Here is a 25,083-nt window from a genome sequence, read left to right as displayed (position 1 = left end):
ACTAGGTTATTTGGTATAGATCGAGAGAGTCGTTTTGTGGTTTAGGGAAACTTTTTATTAGTTTTATCTTTTCCATTTCCATAAAATGGAGGTTATTTCGGGATTTGTTTATGAGCAGATAGACTTCATCGCCGTGATTTTTGGCATCAATAAGTTTTTCCGGAATAAAATTAAAACCCAATCCGACACCAAAGACGGTTAACTGAGAAGTGTTTTGGGTGTAGATCTGGAGACCGTCGGGTAAAGTGCCAAAATAACCTTCGGTCCCAACAATTACGTTAGAAACTTTGGCTCTTTCTCTCAAGAATATTGCCGCTTCATTTATTCCCCACCCCGATGTCCAATCTGAGAGATAGCCCTGTTCGGTGGAAGGTAGTTTGGCATAGAAGGGCTTGTAGGATAGTTGATAGATGGTGGATAAATTTATTGTAAACAACAGCAAAAAGGTTAATATTTTAAAACGGCTATTACTAACGAAGCTTTGTGCGCCACGAGAAATAAGAATAATTAATGGTGGTAGGGTGAAGAGAATATATCTGGCTGTAAAAACTTTTGACATGGCGGCAGAGGCAATCAGAGGTAATATAAACCAGAAAAAAACAACTAGTTGGTCGCGTTTAAATTTATTTTGTAAAAAGAGGAAAACAATTAGGAATAGCGGGATCGAGATATATAGAGAAAATATGTGTACAACATCCCACAGGTGTGGAACCAAAGGATCGAGTGGATGCCGAATAATTTCCGAAAGAGTCCAGACGTAGTCTTTGTTTCTTAAGGCAATCATATGAAATTGCGGACCAAGTCGGAGGATGTTGTAGATGATGAAGGCAAGAACAACTGAAATGACAGGCAGAATTATTGTTTTTGTGTTTTTGGAAAGATAAAAAACATAAGTCAGTACCGACAGGACAATAAAATATATGGCCGGTGATTTGGTAAGCCAGGACAGTCCGAGAGCGAAACCGAGGAGCAAGGCTAGGTCTAAGCGTCTAAATTTGGAAAGTAGTAGACTTAAAAAGAGAGATAAGATGCCAAAAAATGAAAGGAGATTATCAGGTAGGGCCATCCTGTCGAAAAAAAACGAGAAAGGCAGAAAAATGTAGATGATGCACGGTATAAGAGAAACGAAAAAATGATTGTTAATTGATTCGAAAATAAATTTGAGGGGATGGGTATTGTTGGAATGATAATTTTCAATAATAGAATATGTGACAAAAAGGATAATCATCGTTCCGAACCCGGATAGTACCGATAAAGTCCTTCCCGCAGCCAGGGGATCTTTGATAAATTTGAAAAAGATCACCGTGATCCACATAAATAGTGGTTGTTTTCCATCAGTTTGAGGAATAAACCTAAGGGTTTCAACATTTTTTATAATTTGGCTCCAGCGTAGGTATATGGCTTCATCCCCAAATACAGGAATAAAAGTGAGATTTTGGAAACGAGTTGCTAAATATAGTCCTATAATCAGAGAGACTGTTAAAAATCGGTATAGAAGAATCCCTCTAATTTTGGTCATATACACCCTTCAGATTGTTTTTCATAACCCTCCAAATTTCTTGTGCCATTTGGATTGATTCTTTCTTGTAACGGGCATTTAGATCTCCCTTGGTCGTGCTGGTGTCTTCATTTTTCCATTCAACCGGAATTTCTTTAATCGAATATCCCCATTTTTCTGCCATAAAGAGTAGTTCAACGTCGTAGGCAGAAACTCGCCACCCCTTCTTTCCTGTCTTTTCTTTAAAGAACTGGAGATTGGGAAATAGTTTCTTGGCAACATCAATTTTCATTGCCTTGAAACCACATTGAGTGTCGCTAATTTGGTGAAGTAAAATGAGTTTTCTGATTAAAAGAAATATTTTAGAGCCCAGCTTTCTTAAAAATGTATTTCCCTCCCTATGCGAACCTCTGGAACCAATAACAACATCATATGACTTAAAAAATGGCAGAAGTTTGTTGATTTCTTTTAAGGGAGTCGATTGGTCCATGTCGGTGAAAATAACAAGCGGATATTGAGCTTCTTTTATTCCGCCCCATACGGCCGAAGGCTTACCGCCATGAGGGAGGTCTAAAACACGGAACCCCGAGTGTTTATTGACAAATTCACGGACCAATTTCAGGCTATTGTCGGTAGATTCATCGTTACAAATTAAAACTTCCCATTTAAACTTTTGAGTTTGGAGAAAGTCATTGACCTCATCCAGGACTCCCCTTTTAAGATTTTCTTCTTCGTTGTAACAGGGAATGATGATCGAAATGGTTGTTGTCATTGGTTAATTATACTAGAATCTCTTTTCGAGTTATACTTCAGCTATATGATTAAAGATAGAATTTTCTATATCCTGTTGGTGGTCGGTATCGCGCTGAGAGTTTTTTTGGCTATTACTACCTACCATTCGGATTTGGGTGCATTTGCCTTGGCGGGAAAATATATTGCCGGCGAGGGGAAAATCTGGTCGTTTTATGACCAGGCGGTTAGGTTTAATGAAGACGGCAGTGTCTTGTATTTGCCGAGTAAAATGATTTTTAACTATCAACCACTGGCTTATATATTACCATCGCTGTTTTATTTACCGTTTAAGGGGTTGATATTGGATACTGCCGAAGGAATCGTGAATACTAATTGGGATATACTTCATAGTGTGTCAGTAAACTGGGTGCTTTTGTTGTACAAACTTCCGATGATCGTGGCCGATCTGGCGATCGTGTTTATGTTGGCTAAATTTTTTATTGATCAAAAGAAAAAACGACTGGCACAAATTTTGTGGATATTTAATCCACTGGGAATTTATGTGGGTTCGATGATGGGTCAGGTGGATATTATGATTGCTTTTTGGCTAGTTTTGGCACTTTTGGCGAGAAAAAACAAAAAATATTGCCTGACGGCGGCTATGGTGGCGATTTCAGCTTTGATTAAGCCAATAGGATTGATTTTGATCCCAATTGTGGTGATGGAGAGTATCTTGAGGAATAAGAATTTTTGGAGAGGTATTGCCCCGGGTATTTGCGGAGGGTTGGTTTACTTTTTGGGAATACTGCCGTATCTTGGATCTCCGGCCTATAGAGCCTTTTCTTTGTTTGCTGATCAAATCAACAAGAGTACCTATGCCGGTATCGCTATTTCGGGAGGTACAGCTATTCCGTGGTTTTTTATTGCTTATTCCGTAATTTTGTTGTTGTTTTGGAAAAATAATATTAGTTTCTTGACTGCCTTTGGAGCCGGGTTATTATCCAGTTTGGCATTTACCCATTTTCACCCTCAATGGTTGGTTTGGTTGATGCCGTGGATGGTCATCTGGGCAATAAAAAATGAATCGATGATGGTATATTTGGCAGCTATATTTGGATGGTTTTGTGTTTTATTTTCGTTTGACCCAACGCTCCACTATGCGATTTTTTTGGCGGCAAGAGAAATGTCCCAACTTCCGTTAAGTATTCAAAATATGTCCGGGCAAATACTTCTGATGGGTAGGGCGGTGCTGATTGGTATATTGGTTTATCTATTGGCTACCCGGAGAAGTGAGGGGGCGAATAGAACTAATAGGGAGAATAAGCTAATATAATTCGAAATTATCTCCAGGGGGGTTTGTCCGTTTTTGAGCAGGTAGGTTCCCTCCGAGAGTTTGGCGGTAATATTTCCATCGGCATCAGGCTCAATCGGAATAACAATGTTTTTTGAAAGATCGATAAGTTTCCATGTTGGAAAATAATTCTTGCGAATAGTAAAAAGATTTGTATTAGCGGGGAAAATAGTGAATCTGCTTGAAATGTCGCCGGCGAATTTTTCTTTGAGAGTCCACTTGGGTGATATTTCTTCGCGGATGGCGGTGGTGGTTTTGTTGGTATAAAGGTCAAGATAAACATTATATTTTTCCGGTGATTGGAAATCCATAGGGCGGCGGTAGTTTCTGACGTTTATTAGGGCGAAGATGATAATTACGATTGAAACGGCGAGAGTAATGGTCCGTTTTTTGTTGATCCAATAACTTGCGTTTTCGAAAAATAAAAGTGGAGAAATTATAGTGGTTATAAACAAAAAACGCCACGGGAATTGGACTATTTGGAGAGGTCTGATTAGTTTCCAAAGCGGAAATGAAAATCCCTGAGTTAGGATGCAGGATCCAATATAAATAACGGTTAAATAAAACAGATTGTTAATTTTCTTTCTGTAAATTATTGTGGAGATTGATAGTATCAGGATGATAATGTTGGCAAAACCAAGCTGAAAAGACATGCCATCGTTTGGCCCAGGGATGGAATACCAGTAATCCCATTTTCCATATAATAACTGGCGTAGGTAAAGAAAATGTTCCTGATAATTAAAGGTAAAATTGTTGTTAGCGCCTGAAACAATATATTGCCTTTCGAAAATCATTGGTAGCAAAAAGAAAGCGGAAAGACCAAGAGACAATAGGATAGTTGTAACGGTAAAAATGTTTAGTCTTTTATTCCAAAGTAAAAAGAGAATCAAAAAAAAGAGAAAAAGAATTCCCAGGAAATTGTGGCTGATTAGAATGAATGAGAGCGATAGAACGGTGAGTATTTTTCTGCGTTCAAGGATGCCTACAAGAGCCCAGGGCATGAAACTCATGGAGATTGTTTCTCCCAGGGCCCCTCTTACAAAAATATTTAGAAAAACGTATGGAGTTAATCCATATATCAGTGAACCGATTAAGGCCAAAAAGCGGTTGGTTTGGCGAAATAGATAGAAGAAACCGGAAATCGCTAAAAAATATGCAAAAAAAATGGTAATTTTATAAGAATTTACCTCATTTATGCCAAATGACATGGGTAGTGATGAGAGGAGGTATGGGCCGGGGTAGATGTAGTTGAACAATGGGATACCATAGCCGTTGTCTAACCTACTGGCCCAACGAACAGGAAAGTGGCCGGAAGACAGCTCGTAGAAAAATTCTCTGATCCGAATGACATGAAAAACGCCATCGTGTGAGGTTGGCCATCTTTTGTCAGATAGTGAGCTTAGTTGCCAGAAGCTAAAAATGAGAAGGAGAATTGGGATTATTAATTTTTTTATGGTAGACATTATTTTCGAACAATGCTGAGAGTGTTGTTTGTATAAACAATTTCCCCAGTCGAGGGACGTGTTGAAAGGCTAATGGAGTACAAGTGGCCAGCGGGGGTGTTCTGTGGTTCTTTGCCAAAATAACGAAAAAGATATGCATAGCCGTTATCAAAACCTAAGGGGAGGTCGTAGGAGACATTAAAAATCGGATCCCGGTTTTGGTTAATTAAAAAAGACACTGCTTCCGTTTTGTCCTTTAGGGTGATGCCAGTCGGAGTGGAAGGGAAATTTATAATTTGGAATGTCAGGAAAGCGACTGAAAAAAAGGTCAACAATTTTGCTGACAATATTTTGGAAATCAGGAAAGACAAGAGGATAGGGATTATAATGTTGGAAGATCCGTAATAGTATTCGGGAATATTTCCCCGATAAAAAGACAAAATAAGTATTGGGGTCAAAAGCCAGGAGAAAATAAATATTTTATATTTTTTATTGTTTTGTAGAAAAACGGAGGTCAAAGCAGCCGTAATTATCACTATTCTTTCAACAATTATTAAATAATGGATTTTAATAAAAAGTAGATTGATTGAGCGCCAGTAACTTCTTAAAAATAAATACGGAGGATAGTCATTATTTTTTGATACGGATATAAAATTAATTAAGTTTTTAATATTAAGAAATTGGTGTCTCAGGTCAAAAATAATCAAGGGAATGAGGGGGATTATTGAAAGTATCAGGCTTAAAATAATTTGTTTTGAGGAAGGTTTTTTATCGGCTAGCAAAAGAGAAATAATAATGGGGATAAAAAGAGAGACGGGAACAAGGTGGGTGGTGGCTGAGAATGAATATGTAAAAATCAACAAAGGAAAAAGATTATTCTTTCCGGAAATAAGTTGGTGGCACAGATAAAATATAATAAGTGATAGCGGAGCGGTGTACATGACGTTCCAGGAGGTAATCGATGGTAGTAGGGAATAAATTAGGGCGGAAAGACGGGCGGTATTTTCACCGAATATTTTTTGAGAGACTACATATATAACCAGAGTCGTAATTAACCCTATAGATATTGATGCATAGGCACCGGCGATTGGATTATTGTTGGTAATAAGGTAAAAAGGGACTAAAAAATAATAATGAAATGGGCCGACAAAGAATCCATTGTCGTTTGCAACTCTTGGCCCTATCAACCTGGGCTTATGACTGGTGATCATTTCGGTCACTTTCTGGGCATCGTCTTCCTGGTCCCAGTCAAAATTATAAAGTTCATTGAGCTTATAGATTCTGAAGCAGAGGGAAATCAACAAAATTATCAGCAAGATAACATTTGAATTAATTTTTCGGAACATTATGAGTTAGCTTAAATATTGTTATTCCGTTTATTTGCCATTGTTTGTCAATTTTTGCCCACCCAAAGGCGGCAATATTCCATTCGGGGTTGTTTATCGGTTGGCAGTCTATCTGCCATGGTTCGCAAACTACAAAAAGTTGGTCGGTAATCTTATCTTGAAGAAGATAGATTTGTGAGTTATATTCGGAAAAATAATACCTATAAGGCGGGTCATAATTTTGTTTTGCCAGAAGGGCAAAATTAAAAGGTTGATTATTTGATTCAGCGAGAATTGATTTGACGATAGTTTGTGTAGTTTGCAATTGATTGTTTGGAGGGTATTGGATGGGTGTTTCAAGAACGGATAGATAAACTAAAATGAGAAGCAGGGCCGAGCCGACAATTTTGGTCAAACGGTTGAATTCAAATAGCGAGCTTAAAACTATGCCTACAATAATAAATGGGACCGGAAAGATAAAGCCAAAGTAGTGGTCGTATATATGTTGTTTGTACAGTCCCAACCCGCCGATGCCAAAAAGTAACCACAGAAATAGGGCAACGAAATAGGTTCTTTTGGTATTTTTTTTGAAAAAAACCAGAAATGAGCCTACAAAAATAAAGACGGTTAGCGGTAGGGATAATGTTTCGTTTTTTCCCAGGAGGAGACGGGAATTGATCTGATTAGTCAGAGGAATCAGGCTAGGGAGGGTCTTGTAAGCCTTTAGATTGACAGTGGTTTCCCTGTTGGTAAAGAACTTGACTAAAGCGTTTAAGTTTTGGTTTTGATGTTTCAGGTCAAATAATATCTGAGGAGTCAGGGAAATCACAAAAATTACTATCGCGTATATGGTAAAAGTGAAGAACTCTTTGGAGATCTTCTTTGTTTTGAACAAGTGGATAAACCACAAGACTGCTGCAAGAGGGAGCAGAAGGAGGGCTAGATAATGGGAATTAATGGCCATAATATAGGAAAGAGATGCGTAGATAAAATAGAGGTATTTTTTTTGAGTAAGACCTTCAACCATAAAATATACAAAAAGCAGGGAAAATAAAGGCATTACATTTGGATTCCAGGAGAAATTGGAGTATTTAATTACAACCGGAGAAATAGAATACAAAATTGAGGCAATAATGGCGGTATTTTTGCTAAACCATTTATTTGAAATTTTATAAATCAGAAAAACGGTTAATATAGATAAAATGGCGATAAATATTGATGGTCCTGTGGGGTTATATCCGGATAAAAGCAGTGATGGGGCAATTAGGTAGTAGTAGAACGGGCCGAGATACATGTTACCGATGCTGGTTTGAGGCCCGATAAAAAAAAGATTACCGTTTTTAAGGAAATCTCGGACAATTACCATGTCCCTTCCCTGATCACCCAAGAATTCCATATAGCCGCCAACATCATAAAGTCTGAAAAAGGCGGCAAGAAAAAGGATGAGAATTAGGGTCTTTTCAGTTTTAGCATAACCAAGGATTCTTCGAAACAAGGTCATTTTTGGAAATTTATTTTGTACCAGAGCCGGAACAGATCCTTGAATCCGGCCAGAATGACGTTTAGTTTGGCTCCGGTTGCTTCACCGGCCGTGCGACTAAAATGACTTACTCCGATTTCTACTATTTTATAACCGGATTTTTTTGCTTTAATTAGGAATTCACTTGATATAAACGGCCCTCTTTCGGCCTCTAGCTTCGGAATGGTGTCGATTACTTTTTTCCGAATGAGTTTAAAGCCGCAGTCGATATCTTTTACTTTAAGACCGAAAAGAATGAATACAGCGATTTGCCAAAGAGAAGATCCCCAGATTCGGTAAAACGGGACTTTTCTCCCTAAATAATATCCTATAACTAAATCAGCACCGGTAGTCTGTTGTTTTTTGATCAGTTTAGTAATTTCGGAAAAATCAAATTGACCGTCTGCGTCTGTAAAGGCAATCCACTCGTATCTTGAGTTATAGACTCCGCTTTTAAAAGCGGCCCCATATCCCCTATTGGGATTGTGAGTGATAATAGAAGTGTTTTGGGGGTATTTTTTTTTGATAGTTTCAAGAACTTGGGGCGTTTTATCTTTTGAACCGTCATTAACCAATATAATTTCCCACTGGTCGGATATTTTTTTCAAAACGGGGACTGCTTTGTCAACCGTATCTGATATGTTTTTTTCCTCGTTGTAGCATGGAAAAAATATTGATAGTTCTTTGAGAAGTTTTTTATGCATAGTGAAAGTATAGCAGACTACTTGACATGGGGTAAAATTGAGATATAATGTCCTGTAATAGTTTATATATATAATAAAAGCAGGTGGAACACAAAAACATTAAAATCGGTTTTATTCTAGCAGCGGCTTTTGGTCTAGTTTTCAGTTTTTTTAATCCCGGGAGTGTTGGGGCGCAGTATTATTCTCAAAACGATCTGAAAAAAATAGTGACCATCGATAAGAAGATTAGACTTATGAAGGAAAATATTCTGTTTGATAATATACCAAGCTCGAAATATACTTTTGTGGACGGAGATACCATTGAATTTGAGATAGTGGTTACAAATGCCGGTAATGAAGATCTAACCGGTATGACCTTTTCTGACGTATTACCGCAATATCTATCGTTAGTTTTTAGCCCAGGATCAGTTGATAAAAATTCAAATACGATTAACTGGGATTTGGAAAAATTATTGCCTGGACAAAGCAAAACATACGTGATCCGAGCCAAGATTAGCGGTGTTGAATCAATCGGAGTGACTGCTATGAAATTAACCAACAAGGTAAATGTCGTTTCCGGCAATGTAAATGATAAGGACAACGCTTCCTATTATGTGGCTAAAAAAATGGTTCCGACGACTGGCGATGATTCATTACCCGTAAAAACTGCTCTATTAGTATCAGGTGGTGTTTTGGCTTTGTATCTCCGAAAATTGGCCAGAGGATTTTAATCTATTGCATATGCAGGTAGAGAGTCATCTTGCCGTCCGGGTGAAATAGCTTTACATGGTTACCAAGACTGCTGCCAGCGTTTCTGAAGAAATAAGCAACACCGTCATTGACTGCCCTGATTGTTTTATTACTGGATACCATATCAATTCCATGGTGGAAACGGTCTGAATAGAGGTATGAGTATTTAGTATTACCTCTACCTTGTGTAATTTCAATCGGATCATCCATGGGTTTTCTGTGGTTGTCCATGTATGAAGATGGGTCAATATCATTGGCGTAAACCCACTTATTCAAATCTTCTTCGTGGAGTTCATATAACCCGAAATGGAGATGATCCCCGAAAGAATATCCGGTATTACCCATAGTGCCTAGCGCTTCTCCTTTTTTAACATTCCGCTTACCCGTAAATTTGGCCTTTAAAAGTGAGCTTAATTCGTTTTCGGCGGCTTTTTTAAGTGATTGATACTTTGCCTCGTCGTTTTTTGTAATTTCCAGTAATCCGGTTTTGGTGGTTTTTTGGCCAGCTAGACTGATTTTTTGGGTAGCAAGAGTCTTTCGAAGTAGTTCTAGCTCTTCCTGTTTCTTTTCTTTGGCGACTTTTTGGAGATCATAGTTGGTCCGGACCGTTTCGATGTTGATTAAAGTTTCCTGACTGCTTTTTTGGACAGAAGCAATATATTTGTATTGTTGCAAAAGACCATTAAAATTGCCGTTTAGAAAAAATTCTAGCTGAGAATTTCGTCGCTGAAGCCGGTAATTTTGGTTAATTTGTTGGATATAGGCTGAGGAGAGTTGGTTAAGATATACGTCGAGATTGTCGATTTTTATGGTAAGCGAGTCAATTTCTTTTTCCAGGGTATTAATTGAGTTTTCAGTTTGTGTAATTTTGACTAAGGTAAGTTGAATCTGAGAGTTTAGATAGCTGATTTGGTTGACCAGAGTGTCTTTGGCCTTTGAAAGGTCTACAACTTTATCCCCCAGTTCTTTTATATAGTTATCATATTCTTCCGGATTGTCACATCGACCATCCGAACAAGCGGCAAAAGTTTTGGGGATAAAATTTAAAGAGTAAATAATAATAAAAAATACGCCAAATATTAAGGCTTTTATTTGCATAGACGAACTTAGAATTTTATGTATCTTTTGGTACCAAACCAACTAGCGGTGTATCCGATAATCATGCCCAAGAATATTTCGATCAAGAGGATTAGGCCGTAGAGAGTATAGTCATTTCTTATGAAGATAATTGGTTGGAAAAAGGTGTTAAATTGGGGGGTGAATTTATATAAAAGAAGGTGACTGATTAGTCCGCCGGTTAAACTACCAAAAAATCCGTAAAAAATACCTTCCAATAGAAATGATTTTTTAACATAATGCTTTGAGGCTCCAAGCAGACGACTAATATGAATTTCTTCTTTTCTATTGGTAATTTTCATACCGATAATTACTGAGGTGACGAAAAAGGAGATTATTGCCGTGATAGAGACTATTATGATGCCGCTTTTTCGGATAATATTGGTCCAATTAAGAAGTGAAGTAATCATGTCTTTTTGGTAAATTATTTCGTCGACGACGTTGGTTTTGGCAGAAAAATTTTGAGCAATTTGTTCCAAGACGGAAGGATCGGATACCGAGACCTCGAAAGATGCGGGGAGGATGCTAGCGGTTACCATTTCTGTCAACATAGGGTTTGATTTGTTTTGTTCCTTGTAAATTGATAGAGCCTTTTCTTTGGATATAAATTTTATCTCCTTAACGTTTTGGTAATTTGCTAATTCTTTTTGAAGATTATCCATGGTATTTTTGTCCAGTCCGTCCTTCAAATATATGGTCACCTCGGGTTTTGTCTCAAAGTATCTAAGGACTGAGCCCATACCGTCGCTTATAACTAAAAAAGTAGTAAGTGAAAAAAAGGTAATAAACATAATTAGGATTGCGGTGAGGCTTTGGAACGGTGACCGACGTATGTGATGCCAGGTGTTTTTTATGGTGCTCATTTCTTTTGCTCTATTTCTCCGTTGCGGAGTTTAATAATTTTTTTATTTAGGGAGTCAACAATATCGAGATTGTGAGTGGTCATGATTATGGAAGTATTGTATTGTTCGTTAACATCTTTAAGAAGCTTTATTAGGTTCCAGGAGTTTTCTACATCCAGATTGCCTGTTGGTTCATCGGCCAGGATAAGGCTGGGTTTGATGGCAAGAGCTCGTGCCAGAGCAGCCCTTTGCATTTCCCCACCCGAGAGTTGTGAGGGGAATAAAAAGCGACGGCTAGAAAGATTAACTTTTTTTATTACTTCATCGATTCTGGACTGTCTTTCGGTTGGTGGAAAATCGACTATATCAAGGGCGAGGGAGATGTTTTCTTCAACGCTTTTATCGGCAATAAGCTGATAATCTTGAAATATGATGCCTATTTTTCTTCGGATTTTGTCTATCTGGCTTTTTTTGGCATGACCAAAATCAATATCATCGATGGTGATTAAACCGGATGATGGCCTGATTTGGCCCAGGATTAATTTGAGAAGGGTAGATTTTCCGGCGCCGGAGGGACCAACGATAAAAATAAATTCGCCATTATCGATATTTAGGTTGATGTCTTTTAGGGCGGAAATTATTCCGAAATTTTTGGAAACATTATCGAATATTACTTTCATTGGTTTTCGAGTACCTTAATACTGCCAACATCCATTAGCCAGGAGGTTTTTGTCGAAGAATTGGTTTCTCCTCTTACTTCGACATTTTTGCCGATAAAAAGATCAAGGTCTACGGCCGAGGAAGTCAGTGAGGCTCTCTGTGATTTACCACCCGGACGGTTGAGGATATGGGTTCCTTCTCCGTTGATACTACCTTTTTCTAGTGTTCCGGTGGCGATGTCTTTAAAATTTTTCTCGAGGTTACCGTAAATTTTCCCAACTTCGACTTTTTCTGCGGTGTCAGGCGGGGTATTTGCAACGGTATCTGCAGATTGAGTGGGGTTTTGGTTTTGAGAATTAGATATTGGCTTTAAGCGTGAGGCAAAAAAACCTCCGGTAATTGACAGGGCCAAAACTATCACTAATATAGGGACAGTAATCATTTTTTCATTTTTGATTGGTGAGCTAGTATTAACTGATGGTGAAAGATTGACGATTTCCATATATTTTGGATAAGCTAATAATAGTTCAGTATAGCAGATAAAGGAGTAGACAAAATTATTTTTGAGCCAATATGAGCAAGGTATCTTTTCTTTTCGTGAATATCATCATAAGACAATAGTTTAAATATTTTTGGATTTTTAGCCAAAAAGAATCGGCGTGGTTTTTTGTTCTAAAGGGTGGGTAGGAAATGAAGTGTTTTGAGATAGTTTTTGAAAAACACGAGCTTTTTAGTAGAATAAGGACTTCCGCAAGTGTATATTCACGGTTGTGACGAAAATAAATTGTCCCTGTTTTTTGGCTTGAGTTTTTGAGTTGGTCGAGAGAAAAATAAATATTTTTACCGATTATAAGGGAAATAACGTTTTGTGTGCGGAGAACGTTAGGGGTGGTAAGGAGAAAGAAACCATTTGGCTTTAGTACACGATAAACTTCTGACATGATATTTACAGGATTATCGGTAAGATGTTCCATGACTTCAGACATAACCACAAGGTCAAATTGGTCATCCCGGTAAGGCAGGCTATCGGTATCAATGTTTAAAACGCTGACTTTGGGTTGATTAAGAACCTCATGTGGTGAACAGATACCATAGACGTCAAAATTTTGTTTTTTAAGAAAATTATAAAGGTAGGGGGGGAAACAGCCGATGTCTAGTACCTTTGACCTTTCGGGTAGACCTAGCGATTTAATTTCACAAAATAGTGTTTTGTAACGACTGACGTGGATTTGGTAATAAAAATCTTTTGTCTGGTTATTCACCTATTGATTTGGCAATAAATTGGTGTAACTTTTTATAATTTTCATCTTCGGGGATGTATACCCACTGAGTGTTTATAAACCGATAGGGGTGGTAGATAACCGATACTTCGGGGTATTCTGCGGTTGGGACAGTGGTCTTTTGGATAGTTATATTTTTTACGTTTTTGTCCAATAGAAGCCCCCAAGTAATGATGTCGGAGTCATTTATATTTGTTTCAATAGTCTGACGCCAAAAATTGTAAAGATGGATGAGGTTTTTAGGGCTTTTTATGAAATCGGAGTTTTTTATTTTTTGTATAATGGCTTCAATTAGAAGTTGTTGGCGTAAAATTCGACCGATATCAGTGCCGCCATTTGCGGATGTTTCGGCATTTTTGCGGGAGCGGACAAATTCAGTTATATTTGATATATCGAGGTGGTTTTTCCCGGCCGGAAATTTTATGGTCTTGTATATCGGGATTAAGGGAGAAGGATTGGCCACATAGTCAGGATTGGGATATTTGTCATCTATGAACCCGTTTTCTAAATAAATATCAACACCACCGATAAGTTGTACGAAGTCAATCAGGTTGTCGGTAGAAATTACAATTGTGTTGGTAATTTTTTGGCCAGTGATTTTTTCGAATTCACTCTGGATAAATTGAAATTTATTTTGTTTATCTTTGGACAGAGGATAGATGGAGTTGACTTTTGTGTTGGTGTCGTAAGACCAAAGATCGCGGGGGATGGAAATGAGGTTAAGTTTAGCGGTTTTAAGGTTGATATTTGCCAGAATTATTGTGTCTGTAACTTCAGTTTTTTCTAAAAGATCATCTCTTCTGTCCAAGCCAAAAACCATAATTGAAATGGAGTCATCAGCGATATTTTGTCTATTCTTTTGTGCGGTTGAATAGGTTTGAAAAAAATATGAAAGCGATCGATTGGTTTTGTCGGATATATTTTTTATAAAGATACCGACAATGAGGGAGATTATTAATATGAAAGAGATAACAAAGAGGAAAATTACGGTTAAAGTTTTCTTCATGTTTATAGTCTTAGTTCTGCTCCGATAAAATCGTCGAGGTTGCCATCTAATACACTTACAGTATCCGATGTTTCATATCTGGTACGGAGATCTTTTACCATTTTATATGGGTGGAGAACATATGATCGAATTTGATGTCCCCAACCGGCTAATACGTTTTCCCCTTTATATTCTTTTTTTTCCTGTTGTTGTTTTTCCTCTTCTATCGCCCAGAGTTTGGAGGTTAGCATTTCAAGAGCCATGTTGCGATTTTGTTCCTGAGATCGTTGGCTTTGGCAGGAGACGGCGATTCCGGTTGTTTTGTGGACGAGTCTGACAGCGGTACTAACTTTGTTAACATTTTGTCCACCGTGTCCCCCCGATCGATATGCGGCAAATTCGATTTCTTCGGGATTAATTTTGAAGTCCTGACTGTCGGTAATTATTGGGCTAACCTCGACTTTCGCAAATGAGGTTTGGCGAAGGCTGTCGGCATTGAATGGTGATAGCCTAACTAGACGATGTACCCCTGATTCTCTCCGGAGATATCCAAAAGCATAGGGGGCAGTGACTTTGAAAAAAATTGATTTGATTCCGGCTTCGTCTCCCGGGGTGTAGTCAAGAACTTCAAACTTCCATCCTCTTCTTTCAAAAAATCTCATATACATTCGTTGCAGAATGGAGGCCCAGTCCATGGCCTCTGTCCCCCCCTGGCCGGAATGGATAGAGACGATAGCATCGTTTGGATCATATTTTCCGGAAAGAAATGTTTCCAACTCCAAGGTATTGATTTTTTTCTCCAGTTCATCGAAAAGTGTGTTGAGTTCGCCGACGAGGGTGGCATCCGGCTGACTTTCAAAAAGTTTTTGATATTCAGACAGTTCTTTGATCCCAGATTCGATATCGAAAACGAGGTCGATGGTTTTTTGGATGGCTGAAATTTGTTGCATCAAATTGGCAGCTTTATGGGGATCAGACCAAAGGGTGGCGTCTTCAGAAAGTTTTTTGAGGTCACGGAGATTTTCCTTTTTGTCTTCTATTTTTAGTTTATTTTTTAGAAGTTCGATTTTATTAATTAGCTGAGTGGTATCGATCATTGTTTTTCGGTATTAATGCTTTCCATTATGTTTTTATAAATGGAATTTATTATGGATTTTTTGATCTCATTTATTTGTTTTTGGGGAAAATTTAGTGATTCTTTTTTTACATAATCAAGTTTTTCCTGAATAGTAGTGATTAGGGGGTTATTATCGAGATTATTAATGGTCTCCTGACTTTTTGGAGGAAGTTTATCGTAGACGATGTCGAAAGTGTTTTTCAGAAATAATTGAGCTGATGGTGATGACGTTTTTTCGCCGAGAATGGTTGAATTAAAAGTCATGTCGACAGGAAGTTTTTGCTTGGAAATTTGGGTGATTATAAAATATATAAACAATAAAAAGATAGTGAGTCTAATGACAGTTTGGAAGGAAAAATGATATTTTTTTACCCGGGTATTTTTTACCACAGTTTATTTTATCATTTGCTCAATCTTGTCGATTGTCGGAGTATCGCCGAGAATGCATTTTTTCTCTGAAGTAAAAAAGACCAGAGGGACGCCAATTCCTGCGGAGGGATCAATTTCCGGACATGATTTTATGGTTTCTTTTAGATCGTTTAGATTGGATTCGTTTTTCCATATTTCTTTGTATTCGATTTTGAGTCTTTCTTCGATTTTGTTGTCAGTAATATATTTTTTTAAATTTTCACAGTGGGAACAGCCTTCTCCCCAGTAAAGAATCAGGTCGGGGTTGGTAACCGTACTACCTGAAACGGTAGGTTTTTTCGGGCTAAAAAATTTGAAGTATCCAAAAATTGCTACAACTATGAGAATGAATGGGATAAGTGGTTTCATTTGGTGTGAGAAGAAAGATCTATTATTTTGTCACCGACGCGGATGCTGTCTACAAATTCCATACCGGTAATTACTTCTCCGAAGTTGACGTATTCGCCAGTAAGGTGGCTACATGATTCGTCTGATAGACATATATAAAATTGGCTATCATTTGAATTTTCTTTTATCGGACCTCTGGCCAGGCCGACTGATCCGCGTTTGAACGGCAAGGTATTTATTTCTGAGGTTTGGGTTCCCCCGCCTGTTCCGTTTCCGGCAGGATCACCACCCTGGACTACAAATCCCGGCTCAACCCGATGGAAAGTAAGACCATTGTAGGCACCGCTTTCAACTTTTTTAAGAAAGTTTGCGACGGTATTGGGAGCCTCTTTTTGATAAAGCTTAATTACTATCTGGCCGTATTTTGTATTTAGCCCGACAATGGTCTCATCCTGAGATATTCCCGTATTAGTCGGTGAAATATTTGGGGTAACTTGATTTTGGTCGTCTTGGTTCATAGGGAGTGGGTTTGTTTCTTCTTTTTTGAGAGAACAGGCAGAAAATAATAAAGTTGCGGAAATTATAACAAAAGAGGTACAAAATAATCTTAAAAATTTGTTCATGGGGTTATTTTAACAGAATTAGCATTTCTTTGCTTCCGGAATCAATTTCTTTTTTGTTCCCTGATTCGGGGAGATTATGATTGGCCTCTAAAAGTAGGTTATACGAGTAACGGAAATATTTTCCAAATTGAGTACCGACATCGTGTACAGTAAATTGAGATTTGTCGTCGTTATACCCTAGAATTACAACAACGTGATATTCCGGACCACCATTTTTAAAATGTTTGTTTTCCCGATAAAGGGTTTTACCGTTTGCGGGAACAACTATGGGAATATTTTTGGATATGTATTTTTTTATTTCCTCAACACTTGGATTAATAAGAATTTCGGAGTTATAGCCCAAATATTTTTCAGAAATTTGTTGCATTTGGTTGATATTTATGTCTATTTTCCACTTCTGGAGTTTTTCGTAGTCAATCATGTCAAGGATCGATTGCTTAATATCCTGGGGGGAGGGGGTAATATTTTTGTAAAAGTAATCAACGGTGAGAAGCCCGGCTTCTTCGCAGGCATCCTGCCAGGGTTGATCCCAGTTTTTTTCCGGTGCCTGTTCGACAAAGGGGGCTTCTATCAGATATCTGTTTGGTAGACCGTCTTTAAGGATTTTGGTTGGTTTGGGCGCAATGGTGTCGATGGTATTTTCTACAATTGTGGCGGTGTTTGAAAATTTTTGTTCAAAACGTGTCGGGTTTTCAAAAATTAGCCAACTAATGCAGGATAAAATTAGGATAAATAAACCAATGGTAATTTTTTTTAGTGTCATTGGTATATTTTAACCCCTAATATGAGTAAAAACATGTTTTTGGGGGTATAATGTACGAATGCCAAAATTTAGTGATATCAGAAATGTTGCCGTTATTGCCCATGTCGATCATGGTAAGACAACTCTGGTGGATGCGATGTTGAAACAAACCCATACTTTTCGTGATAATCAGGAGGAAATGAATATAGACAGGATTATGGATAGCAATGATTTGGAGAGGGAGAAGGGAATTACAATTTTGTCAAAGAATACCTCTGTTTTCTATAAAGATATAAAAATCAACATAATCGATACTCCGGGACATGCCGACTTTGGGGGCGAGGTTGAACGGGTTCTTAATATGGCAGATGGAGTGCTTTTAATTGTTGACGCGGCTGAGGGTCCCCTGTCGCAGACCAAATTTGTTTTGAAAAGAGCTTTGGACTATGGGTTGAAAGTAATATTGGTGATAAATAAGATTGACAGAAAAGACGCCAGGGTGAAAGAAGTGGTGGCTGATACCGAAAATTTATTTTTATCGCTGGCAGCTGATTTGGATCTTTTGGACTTTCCGATTATTTATGCTGTCGGAAGAGACGGGAAAACCTGGAAAGAGATACCGGATAGTTTTGACCAACCCGGCGATGTCGGACCGTTATTTGAAACAATTATTGAGTATTTTCCGTCTGCGGTCAGGAATTCCGATAAGCCATTTCAGATGTTGGTTTCGGCGTTTGAGAGAAATGAGTATTTGGGGAGATTGGCGGTGGGGAGGATTAATCAGGGGATAATAAAAAAAGGTAGTTACGTCTCCTTGGTTAAACCGGATCAGAAAGTTTTGGGAAATTATAAGGTTGAGCGGATGTATGTCAACGAAGGTATCGTAAAAGTTGAAAATGATTTGGCCGGTAGTGGTGAAGTTATATATCTGGCCGGGATTAATGAACTTGAAATTGGGCAAACCATAACCAGTCCTAATTTTCAGGTTGCTTTGCCGGAAATTGTGGTAACCGAACCGACCATTAAAGCCAGTTTTGGCCCCAATACATCTGTTTTTGCCAGAGATGAATCGAAATATCTAACCAGCCGAGAATTGAAAGCCAGGTTGCGCGAAGAGGTTGAGACCAATTTGGGACTAAAAATCGAAGATGACCCGGATGACAGTATCAGGGTGTTGGTTTCCGGAAGAGGAGAATTGCACCTGGCAATATTGATTGAAAAATTGCGCCGTGAGGGATACGCAATGGAGGTGGGTAAACCCGAGGTGATTTATAAGACTATTGACGGTAAAACGAGTGAACCATATAACGAACTGACTATTTTGACACCTGAGGACTATGTGGGTGTGATTACGGCAGAACTTGGTAAAAGAAAAGCCAAAATGCTTGATATGGTTACGGATCAAAAAGGTAACCTAAAAATGGTTTATAAGATAAGTGAAAAAAATGGTTTGGGTTTGAGAAGTGCTTTGATGACGGAAACAAAAGGGTTGGCTTCTATTAATACGATATTTTTGGGTTACGAGGTCAAGGGTGAAGAAATCCCTCGGTCGAGAAATGGGGCAATGATTGCTTCTGAAGGCGGTAAAGCATTGTCTTTTGGACTTGACCTAGCGCAGAAAAGAGGAGTTACCTTTGTAGGTCCGACTGAACCGGTATATGAAGGGCAAGTTTGTGGGGTCCGCCCTGTGGTGGGAGACTTAGAGATTAATGTGTGCAAGGGAAAACAACTAACAAATATGAGGTCTTCGGGAAACGATGAGGCAATCATTTTAGCACCGGCGGTCAAATACAGTATTGAAGAAAGCTTGGATTTTATCAATAGTGATGAGCTGATAGACGTCACACCCAAAAATATCAGATTAAGAAAACGATACTTAACAAAAGTTGATCGGGTGAGAGCGGAAAGGCATGGCCGGTAACGGTTATTTAAGCCGAGGATAAATTTTTTTGACAGTATCAACTAGGAGTTTTTTGGTTTCAGGGAGAGGAAGATCAACAGTAGACCCTGAAGAGGCTTTGTGTCCACCTCCGACTCCAACTGCCATAGCGATTTTACTGACGTCATATTTGTCTGAATTTCTGGTTCGGAGACTGATCTTGCAATGGTTTGGTTGATATTCAATAATGTGGGCAGAGATTGTCCAACCGGTTACAGATCTTAGAATATTGGCCATCTCGTTTCCGCTAATGTTGGTGGTGGTAAATGAATTGTTCACGATATCCTGATTGGAGATAGAACTTATTGCAAGGTGGTCGTCAAGATATGTTTCGATCGAGTTAAGGGCGATGCCCTGCAACTTTAACCTTGAAGGGTGATTACTGTTTTCCATATCAAAAACTATTTTGGTGAAATCAGGATAGAGTTTTGTAAGGTGGGCACATATCTCAAAAGTAATGTATGAAGTACCTGGATATTTAAACATGGTGTCCTGATAAATTCCGATATATAAACAAACAGCGATTTCCGGAGTGATATCAAATTTCCAAAGTTTGAACAATTTATAGATAATTTGGCAGGTAGCAGGGGCGTCTTTATCGACAAGATTGATGTTGGCATATCCGGGATTGGCATGGTGGTGGTCAATAGTGACAGTGTTTAAACTTTTTGGAAAAATAATTTCACTAATACTGGATATTTGGTTTAGATCACCGGAATCTAAGATGATAAATAAATCATATTTTTTTAGGTTTGTTTTCTGAAAACTTTGGTTTTTAATTTTTTTAAAACCAGGGAGAGAAGAAAGATAGGTCGGAGGGTCAGAATCGCCGCTAATTAAGGTAACTTTTTTGCCAATGGAGGTAAGGTAGTGCATCATGGCTAAGGCACTTCCGACACTATCCCCGTCGGGGCCACGATGGAGATGAAGAAGAATTTGTTTGGACTTTTTTATTGCCCTTAGAATCTCTGATGACGGCTTTTTGTAATCAATCACTGGTTGTTATTTTACCACCTTGTATATTTCTTGGGAGATTTGGTGGTTTTGAGTCAGTATAGTTTCAAAAAGTACAAGATTGTGCTCTCGGGCCTGATCAGACGAAACAGATAAACTATCGGAAACAATATAGTCATAATTTTCTATTTGGCTCCAATCTATTGGAGCAAAAGTTAAACTGCCATAATGGTAGGTGCTTAGTTGAGGTGGTACCTGGTAATAACGTGAGGAAATACTCTTTCCCAGCGATTGCTGATATAGAGTTGGGTCATATTTCTGATAAAAAAGCGGTAGGATATAGTTTCGGATGTTGCGGCTATTGTCGACGAGAATTGTTTCATGGCCATGTGAAAGAGAAAATTCTGAAAGCTGACGATATCCCTCATTCCAGGATAAGGCCAACTCTTTTGGGAGAAATATAAAATATGACCGAAGAAATAGGGCTAATGAATATGGGAATGCTATTAGTAGAAGTGTTCTATTAATTTGGGAAAGGCCCAAAGAGATGATTAGGCTGATGGGGAAAAGAAAAGGCAGTGCCCTTTGGATGGATATAAATTCTCCGCTCAATGAAGCCGGAACCAGAGAAATAATTGCCCAAAAAATTAGCAGGCGATGTTCTTTTAGAGTTCTGGGCGTCAATTTTTTCAGACCGGTTACTAAGGGGATTATCATCCACCAATAAAGGAGGGAGATTTTGGGAATCTGGTGTTGTAAATCAATATCGGGTAGTTCGAAAAAAAGGGTCTTGGGCGAAATATAGGTGATAATTTGTAAAAGTATATATTTCAGGGAAAAGATACTGTTTTTTACCCAGAAAGCAGGAGTAAACATCAAGATTAGATTCGGGATTTGAGAAATTAGAAGCATAAGCAGGGTTTTTATTTTGGGGGTCTTGATAATTATGAAATAGCCGATGATGAATAAAGGTGCTAAGTATCGCTGGTTGTGGGAAGCATAGGTAGATAGGCTGATTAGGAGAAGACCGAGATTTGAAATATTTGGTAGGAGTTTAAATACAAGATAAGCACCGGTGTTAAAGATGGCGGCGGCATACATAACCTCGTACCCGAGACGACTGTTAAAGATAGTCCAGGGGAGAATGGCATAAAAGGAGGTGGTTATTAATGATTTTTTTTCCGATTTTAAAAATATAAATACTAAACGGTAAAAGATATAAACCGAGACAACTCCGGAAAATACTGAAAGTAAGCGGACAGAAAATGGGTTGAGGCCAAAAAGTTTTATAAGCGGAACTATAGAATAGGTGTAGAGACCGGGAGAATAGGCGTTGAAAAAACGAAAATATATAGGGAATAATTTCCCATTTTCATCCTTTCCTGTTTTTAGTATTGAGTAGGCATTGTAGCCGGTTACAGCCTCGTCGACATAGACGGAAGGGATTTGGCTGAGTTTATATGAATACAGAAAGAAACTGAACAAGAGAATTGCTGATAAAAATAATTTATTTTTCAAGAGAGTAGCGAGAAATTATTATAGTAATGAAGGGAAACATGAGAAGCGGTCCGTAGGAGCCATTGGGGCCAGTTATTGTCAGTAGGAGGATAGAAATGACGGCTGTAGTAGCGATAAACTTGTTTGGGCGTTTAAGAAATTTATTAAAACCGATTACAAAGGGGATGAATAAAGTTGGTAGAAAGAGGTTTTTAAAATAATTAACAAGATCAAGACTGTCAAAGAAATTTTGGCGTAAGCGATAGATTATTGGGGAGTCAAGCCGATTTTCTAAAATGTTACCCAATCTGGCTAAAGAGGGGGGATATTGGTTAAGCCGGTTTTGGTATATGTATTTTTGATGGTCGGTAAAATTGTATGTATTTGCAATATCTGTTGATGATACTTGGATATAAACTAGAACGAAAAAGCAGATGAGAAATATAATTTTTTGTGTTGACGTTTTGAAATTGAAAAAGAAAAAAAGCGATAAGGTGGTAAGAAGCAGAAATATTTTGTTTGTAAGTGGTTGTGGTATAAACCAGGGAGAGGTTAAAATAACGAAAGTAATGAGTATGAATTTTAAAATTAGCCAAATTTTGGATAACAGCATTTTTTGTATTTTTTACCACTACCACAGGGACAGGGATCGTTTCTTCCGGGACCTGCCGGAGAAACGGGTACGGTTTGGACTCCCATTTGGGTGAGTGGCAAGTCGTTTTGGACTACGGGCGATGACATTTTGATATCTTCTCCCCGGCGTTCGGTGGCGTTTTGCGGGGCGGTAGGATTGTTGGTGGAGACAGGCTCCAGACGGAAAATTTTTCGAGCTAAATTATATTCAAACTGGCGCATTAATTTTTGGAACATTTCATAACCTTCTTTGCGATATTCAATAAGAGGATCTTTTTGGGCGTAACCCCGAAGCCTTACTCCGTCTCTCAATTCATCCAGGGCAGTTAGATGTTCTACCCATAACGGATCGAGGGTAGAGATAACTGAATAGGTAAGAATTGAGCTAGTGATATTTTCACCAAAAAACTTGACTCTTTCCTTCCAATTATGGTCAAGAAGTTTAAGGAGAAAATCTTGTGAATTATCGGTTTTCGCAAGTTGTTCTTTTACTTTGCCCCTACCCCTTTCGTCCATAGGGAGGATTTCGGAGAATTCAAGGACAATTTTTTCGGTATCATAGGTTCCGGTCTCAGGTTCCATGTGGTTTGAAGTAATTTGGCTTATTTCATTTGTAAGATATTTAAAAACTTCGTCCTTGTTTGCATTGGGATTATCGTAACTTCTTTTCAAAGTATTGTCCCGAAGGCCGTAAATTATTTTTCTTTGTTTGTTGATTACATCGTCGTATTCAACCAGGCTTTTGCGGACATCAAAATTATAACCTTCCACTTTTACCTGAATTTGTTCGATGACTTTTGAAACTATGGGATGGGTTAGTGGTGTGTCTTCGGGCATATTAAAGCGGGTCATAATACTGCTAATTTTTTCTCCACCAAAAATTCTCATGAGATCATCATCCAGGGCAACATGGAATTGGGAAAAACCAGGATCACCCTGACGCCCGGCTCTACCGCGGAGCTGATTATCGATCCGGCGCGACTCATGTCTCTCTGTGCCAATGACGTATAGCCCGCCAAGTGAAACAACTTCGTCATGATTTTTTTGCCAGGAGTTGGGGTCCTGACTTTCTTTTGGTCCGCCCAAAATGATATCGACTCCCCTACCAGCCATGTTAGTGGCGACTGTGACAGCACCTTTTATACCGGCTTTGGCAATTATTTCTGCCTCGGAGCGGTGATTTTTGGCGTTTAGTAGTTGGTGAGGGATGCCTTTTTTGGTCAGGAGCGAATCAATAATTCCATTTTTTTCGATTGAGGTGGTACCGACCAAGACCGGTTGGCCCTTTTTGTGTAGCTCTTCGATTAAGTTACCGATAGCAACATATTTTGATCTTTGGGTTTTGAAAATTAAATCTTGGTCATCGGTACGGTTTAAGGGCCGATGGGTTGGAATACAAACAACATCAAGGTTATATATTTTTTTAAATTCTTCAGCCTCAGTATTGGCAGTTCCGGTCATCCCGGCTAATTTAGCGTATAGACGAAAATAGTTTTGAAAAGTGATGGTGGCCCAAGTTTGTGATTCACGTTGTATGGTGACGCCTTCTTTGGCCTCAACCGCCTGATGAAGACCATCGGACCATCGGCGACCATACATTAACCTACCCGTGAACTCGTCGACAATTATTATCTCGCCGTCTTTTATGACATAATCCTTGTCTTTGTGAAACAAAGCCCGCGCTTTGATAGCGTTTTCGATGTAATGAATGGTTTCAAAGGATTCCTCATAGAGGTTGGTGACGCCTATTACTCTTTCAACTTTTCTAATTCCGTATTCTGATAGGGTGGCTGACCTTGATTTTTCGTCGATTACATAGTCGGTCGGTTGTAAATCAGCGGCTATTTTGGCAAATTTATTGTATTTGTCGGTCGGTTGATTGTTTGGGGAAGATATAATTAGAGGGGTACGGGCTTCATCAATTAAAACGAAGTCGACCTCGTCAACAATGGCAAAGTTGTGATTACTCTGAACGGCATCTTTTTGATCACTGACCATATGATCACGGAGATAGTCGAAACCGAATTCATTGTTGGTCCCATAAGTAATATCGGCAGCATAGGCTTCCTGTCGGCTGATCGGTCTTAAATGCGCGAGACGGTCATCAAAAGTCTCGGTAGTATCTTTGTACGAGGGATCCAGAATGTATGATTGTTCGTGGATGATACAGGCCGTTTTAATACCCAGTAAATGGAGGGCTTTGGGGTACCATCCGGCGCCGACACGGGTTAAATAATCGTTTGGAGTAATTATATGTACGCCTTTTCCGGTGAGGGCATTAAGGTAGGCGGGAAAGATAACGGAGTGAGTTTTACCTTCACCTGTTTTTTGTTCGGCAATAGCTCCCTGATGGAGGGTGATAGCGGCTAATAATTGAACATCATATGCCCTTTCTCCGATGGTTCTTTTTATTGATTCGCGAACAACCGCGTAGGCTTCCGGTAATATTTCATCTAGCTTTTTGCCTTTATTGATTTGATCTTTGAAAAAAGTGGTTTTTTCAGACAATTCCTTATCTGAGAGTTGGGAAATGATGGGCTCTAGCTTATTGATTTCTGAAATTATCGATTCGAATGATTTGACCCGGCGACGATTATCGTCAAACAGATTTTTGAAAATAGATAGCATAGTTTATAAAA

23 protein-coding genes are annotated in these 25,083 nt (G+C 38.7%); 3 read left to right on the top strand and 20 right to left on the bottom strand.

The window, feature by feature from the left end; genetic code table 11:
- Position 1: 1 nt before the first annotated feature.
- The gene (locus WC841_01450; GenBank protein MFA5828015.1) at positions 2 to 1,519 is read right to left on the bottom strand and encodes a hypothetical protein; all 1,518 of its coding nucleotides are present in this window, start codon (positions 1,517 to 1,519) and stop codon (positions 2 to 4) included.
- Positions 1,506 to 2,270 (bottom strand): glycosyltransferase, encoded by a 765-nt coding sequence (locus tag WC841_01445; protein MFA5828014.1) that lies wholly within the window; start codon positions 2,268 to 2,270, stop codon positions 1,506 to 1,508. The genes WC841_01450 and WC841_01445 overlap by 14 nt, the downstream gene beginning before the upstream one ends.
- Positions 2,271 to 2,315: 45 nt before the next feature.
- Here WC841_01445 and WC841_01440 point away from each other — a divergent pair, with 45 nt between their 5' ends.
- Positions 2,316 to 3,563, top strand: coding sequence for a hypothetical protein (locus WC841_01440; GenBank protein MFA5828013.1), 1,248 nt, complete (start codon positions 2,316 to 2,318; stop codon positions 3,561 to 3,563).
- Here the strand turns inward: WC841_01440 and WC841_01435 are convergent.
- From WC841_01435 to WC841_01420, 4 genes are read right to left on the bottom strand one after another with little or no spacing between them, the layout of a single operon-like run.
- Positions 3,497 to 5,044 (bottom strand): hypothetical protein, encoded by a 1,548-nt coding sequence (locus WC841_01435; GenBank protein ID MFA5828012.1) that lies wholly within the window; start codon positions 5,042 to 5,044, stop codon positions 3,497 to 3,499. The two genes, WC841_01440 and WC841_01435, sit on opposite strands and share 67 nt — an antisense overlap.
- Positions 5,044 to 6,369, bottom strand: a complete 1,326-nt coding sequence (locus tag WC841_01430; GenBank protein MFA5828011.1) for a glycosyltransferase family 39 protein — start codon at positions 6,367 to 6,369, stop codon at positions 5,044 to 5,046. Before WC841_01430 ends, WC841_01435 begins: the two co-directional genes overlap by 1 nt.
- Complete coding sequence (locus WC841_01425) at positions 6,353 to 7,849, bottom strand: glycosyltransferase family 39 protein (GenBank protein MFA5828010.1); 1,497 nt, start codon at positions 7,847 to 7,849, stop codon at positions 6,353 to 6,355. The genes WC841_01430 and WC841_01425 overlap by 17 nt, the downstream gene beginning before the upstream one ends.
- Positions 7,846 to 8,571: a glycosyltransferase family 2 protein gene (locus WC841_01420; GenBank protein MFA5828009.1), complete on the bottom strand. Its 726-nt coding sequence runs from the start codon at positions 8,569 to 8,571 to the stop codon at positions 7,846 to 7,848. The genes WC841_01425 and WC841_01420 overlap by 4 nt, the downstream gene beginning before the upstream one ends.
- An 83-nt stretch (positions 8,572 to 8,654) precedes the next feature.
- On the opposite strand from WC841_01420, the gene WC841_01415 reads away from it, so the two are divergent.
- Positions 8,655 to 9,281, top strand: coding sequence for a DUF11 domain-containing protein (locus WC841_01415; GenBank protein ID MFA5828008.1), 627 nt, complete (start codon positions 8,655 to 8,657; stop codon positions 9,279 to 9,281).
- Between the two features lies 1 nt (position 9,282).
- Here the strand turns inward: WC841_01415 and WC841_01410 are convergent, their stop codons facing one another.
- The 11 genes from WC841_01410 to WC841_01360 all read right to left on the bottom strand — a co-directional run bounded on the left by WC841_01410 (position 9,283) and on the right by WC841_01360 (position 17,442).
- Entirely contained in the window at positions 9,283 to 10,398 is a 1,116-nt protein-coding gene (locus WC841_01410; GenBank protein MFA5828007.1) for a peptidoglycan DD-metalloendopeptidase family protein, read from the bottom strand.
- An 8-nt stretch (positions 10,399 to 10,406) separates the two neighbouring features.
- Positions 10,407 to 11,156 (bottom strand): permease-like cell division protein FtsX, encoded by a 750-nt coding sequence (locus WC841_01405; GenBank protein ID MFA5828006.1) that lies wholly within the window; start codon positions 11,154 to 11,156, stop codon positions 10,407 to 10,409.
- A 119-nt stretch (positions 11,157 to 11,275) separates the two neighbouring features.
- A complete protein-coding gene (locus WC841_01400) occupies positions 11,276 to 11,938 on the bottom strand; it encodes an ATP-binding cassette domain-containing protein (protein ID MFA5828005.1) in 663 nt (220 codons plus the stop codon).
- On the bottom strand, positions 11,935 to 12,420 hold the full coding sequence (locus WC841_01395; protein MFA5828004.1) for a hypothetical protein: 486 nt from the start codon (positions 12,418 to 12,420) through the stop codon (positions 11,935 to 11,937). The genes WC841_01400 and WC841_01395 overlap by 4 nt, the downstream gene beginning before the upstream one ends.
- A gap of 55 nt (positions 12,421 to 12,475) precedes the next feature.
- Complete coding sequence (locus tag WC841_01390) at positions 12,476 to 13,180, bottom strand: class I SAM-dependent methyltransferase (GenBank protein MFA5828003.1); 705 nt, start codon at positions 13,178 to 13,180, stop codon at positions 12,476 to 12,478.
- Positions 13,173 to 14,204, bottom strand: coding sequence for an LCP family protein (locus WC841_01385; GenBank protein ID MFA5828002.1), 1,032 nt, complete (start codon positions 14,202 to 14,204; stop codon positions 13,173 to 13,175). Before WC841_01385 ends, WC841_01390 begins: the two co-directional genes overlap by 8 nt.
- Positions 14,205 to 14,206: 2 nt before the next feature.
- Entirely contained in the window at positions 14,207 to 15,280 is a 1,074-nt protein-coding gene (gene prfB / locus WC841_01380) for a peptide chain release factor 2 (protein ID MFA5828001.1), read from the bottom strand.
- Positions 15,277 to 15,690, bottom strand: a complete 414-nt coding sequence (locus tag WC841_01375; protein ID MFA5828000.1) for a hypothetical protein — start codon at positions 15,688 to 15,690, stop codon at positions 15,277 to 15,279. The genes prfB and WC841_01375 overlap by 4 nt, the downstream gene beginning before the upstream one ends.
- Positions 15,691 to 15,693: 3 nt before the next feature.
- Complete coding sequence (locus WC841_01370) at positions 15,694 to 16,077, bottom strand: hypothetical protein (GenBank protein ID MFA5827999.1); 384 nt, start codon at positions 16,075 to 16,077, stop codon at positions 15,694 to 15,696.
- Entirely contained in the window at positions 16,074 to 16,679 is a 606-nt protein-coding gene (locus WC841_01365) for a peptidylprolyl isomerase (GenBank protein ID MFA5827998.1), read from the bottom strand. Before WC841_01365 ends, WC841_01370 begins: the two co-directional genes overlap by 4 nt.
- A gap of 4 nt (positions 16,680 to 16,683) precedes the next feature.
- On the bottom strand, positions 16,684 to 17,442 hold the full coding sequence (locus WC841_01360; protein MFA5827997.1) for a C39 family peptidase: 759 nt from the start codon (positions 17,440 to 17,442) through the stop codon (positions 16,684 to 16,686).
- 58 nt (positions 17,443 to 17,500) lie between these two features.
- Here WC841_01360 and WC841_01355 point away from each other — a divergent pair, with 58 nt between their 5' ends.
- A complete protein-coding gene (locus tag WC841_01355) occupies positions 17,501 to 19,342 on the top strand; it encodes a GTP-binding protein (GenBank protein ID MFA5827996.1) in 1,842 nt (613 codons plus the stop codon).
- A gap of 3 nt (positions 19,343 to 19,345) precedes the next feature.
- Here the strand turns inward: WC841_01355 and WC841_01350 are convergent, their stop codons facing one another.
- The 3 genes from WC841_01350 to secA all read right to left on the bottom strand — a co-directional run bounded on the left by WC841_01350 (position 19,346) and on the right by secA (position 25,072).
- On the bottom strand, positions 19,346 to 20,356 hold the full coding sequence (locus WC841_01350) for a DHH family phosphoesterase (protein MFA5827995.1): 1,011 nt from the start codon (positions 20,354 to 20,356) through the stop codon (positions 19,346 to 19,348).
- 6 nt (positions 20,357 to 20,362) lie between these two features.
- Positions 20,363 to 21,832, bottom strand: coding sequence for a hypothetical protein (locus tag WC841_01345; GenBank protein MFA5827994.1), 1,470 nt, complete (start codon positions 21,830 to 21,832; stop codon positions 20,363 to 20,365).
- A 567-nt stretch (positions 21,833 to 22,399) separates the two neighbouring features.
- Positions 22,400 to 25,072: a preprotein translocase subunit SecA gene (secA, locus tag WC841_01340; GenBank protein ID MFA5827993.1), complete on the bottom strand. Its 2,673-nt coding sequence runs from the start codon at positions 25,070 to 25,072 to the stop codon at positions 22,400 to 22,402.
- Positions 25,073 to 25,083 lie beyond the last annotated feature (11 nt).

The organism is Candidatus Shapirobacteria bacterium, from assembly GCA_041659325.1.
Lineage (GTDB): Bacteria > Patescibacteriota > Microgenomatia > UBA12405 > UBA12405 > JBAZYN01.
This window is presented reverse-complemented; position numbering and strand designations above follow the sequence as displayed.

Bases quoted from the DNA above. Each gene is read 5' to 3' on its own strand.
- WC841_01385 (MFA5828002.1), bottom strand. From the start codon at position 14,204: ATGAAGAAAACTTTAACCGTAATTTTCCTCTTTGTTATCTCTTTCATA.
- WC841_01420 (MFA5828009.1), bottom strand. From the start codon at position 8,571: ATGCATAAAAAACTTCTCAAAGAACTATCAATATTTTTTCCATGCTAC.
- WC841_01430 (MFA5828011.1), bottom strand. From the start codon at position 6,369: ATGTTCCGAAAAATTAATTCAAATGTTATCTTGCTGATAATTTTGTTG.
- WC841_01425 (MFA5828010.1), bottom strand. From the start codon at position 7,849: ATGACCTTGTTTCGAAGAATCCTTGGTTATGCTAAAACTGAAAAGACC.
- WC841_01440 (MFA5828013.1), top strand. From the start codon at position 2,316: ATGATTAAAGATAGAATTTTCTATATCCTGTTGGTGGTCGGTATCGCG.
- WC841_01450 (MFA5828015.1), bottom strand. From the start codon at position 1,519: ATGACCAAAATTAGAGGGATTCTTCTATACCGATTTTTAACAGTCTCT.
- WC841_01395 (MFA5828004.1), bottom strand. From the start codon at position 12,420: ATGGAAATCGTCAATCTTTCACCATCAGTTAATACTAGCTCACCAATC.
- secA (MFA5827993.1), bottom strand. From the start codon at position 25,072: ATGCTATCTATTTTCAAAAATCTGTTTGACGATAATCGTCGCCGGGTC.
- WC841_01410 (MFA5828007.1), bottom strand. From the start codon at position 10,398: ATGCAAATAAAAGCCTTAATATTTGGCGTATTTTTTATTATTATTTAC.
- WC841_01400 (MFA5828005.1), bottom strand. From the start codon at position 11,938: ATGAAAGTAATATTCGATAATGTTTCCAAAAATTTCGGAATAATTTCC.
- WC841_01365 (MFA5827998.1), bottom strand. From the start codon at position 16,679: ATGAACAAATTTTTAAGATTATTTTGTACCTCTTTTGTTATAATTTCC.
- WC841_01355 (MFA5827996.1), top strand. From the start codon at position 17,501: ATGCCAAAATTTAGTGATATCAGAAATGTTGCCGTTATTGCCCATGTC.
- WC841_01370 (MFA5827999.1), bottom strand. From the start codon at position 16,077: ATGAAACCACTTATCCCATTCATTCTCATAGTTGTAGCAATTTTTGGA.
- WC841_01435 (MFA5828012.1), bottom strand. From the start codon at position 5,044: ATGTCTACCATAAAAAAATTAATAATCCCAATTCTCCTTCTCATTTTT.
- WC841_01360 (MFA5827997.1), bottom strand. From the start codon at position 17,442: ATGACACTAAAAAAAATTACCATTGGTTTATTTATCCTAATTTTATCC.
- WC841_01405 (MFA5828006.1), bottom strand. From the start codon at position 11,156: ATGGGCTCAGTCCTTAGATACTTTGAGACAAAACCCGAGGTGACCATA.
- prfB (MFA5828001.1), bottom strand. From the start codon at position 15,280: ATGATCGATACCACTCAGCTAATTAATAAAATCGAACTTCTAAAAAAT.
- WC841_01445 (MFA5828014.1), bottom strand. From the start codon at position 2,270: ATGACAACAACCATTTCGATCATCATTCCCTGTTACAACGAAGAAGAA.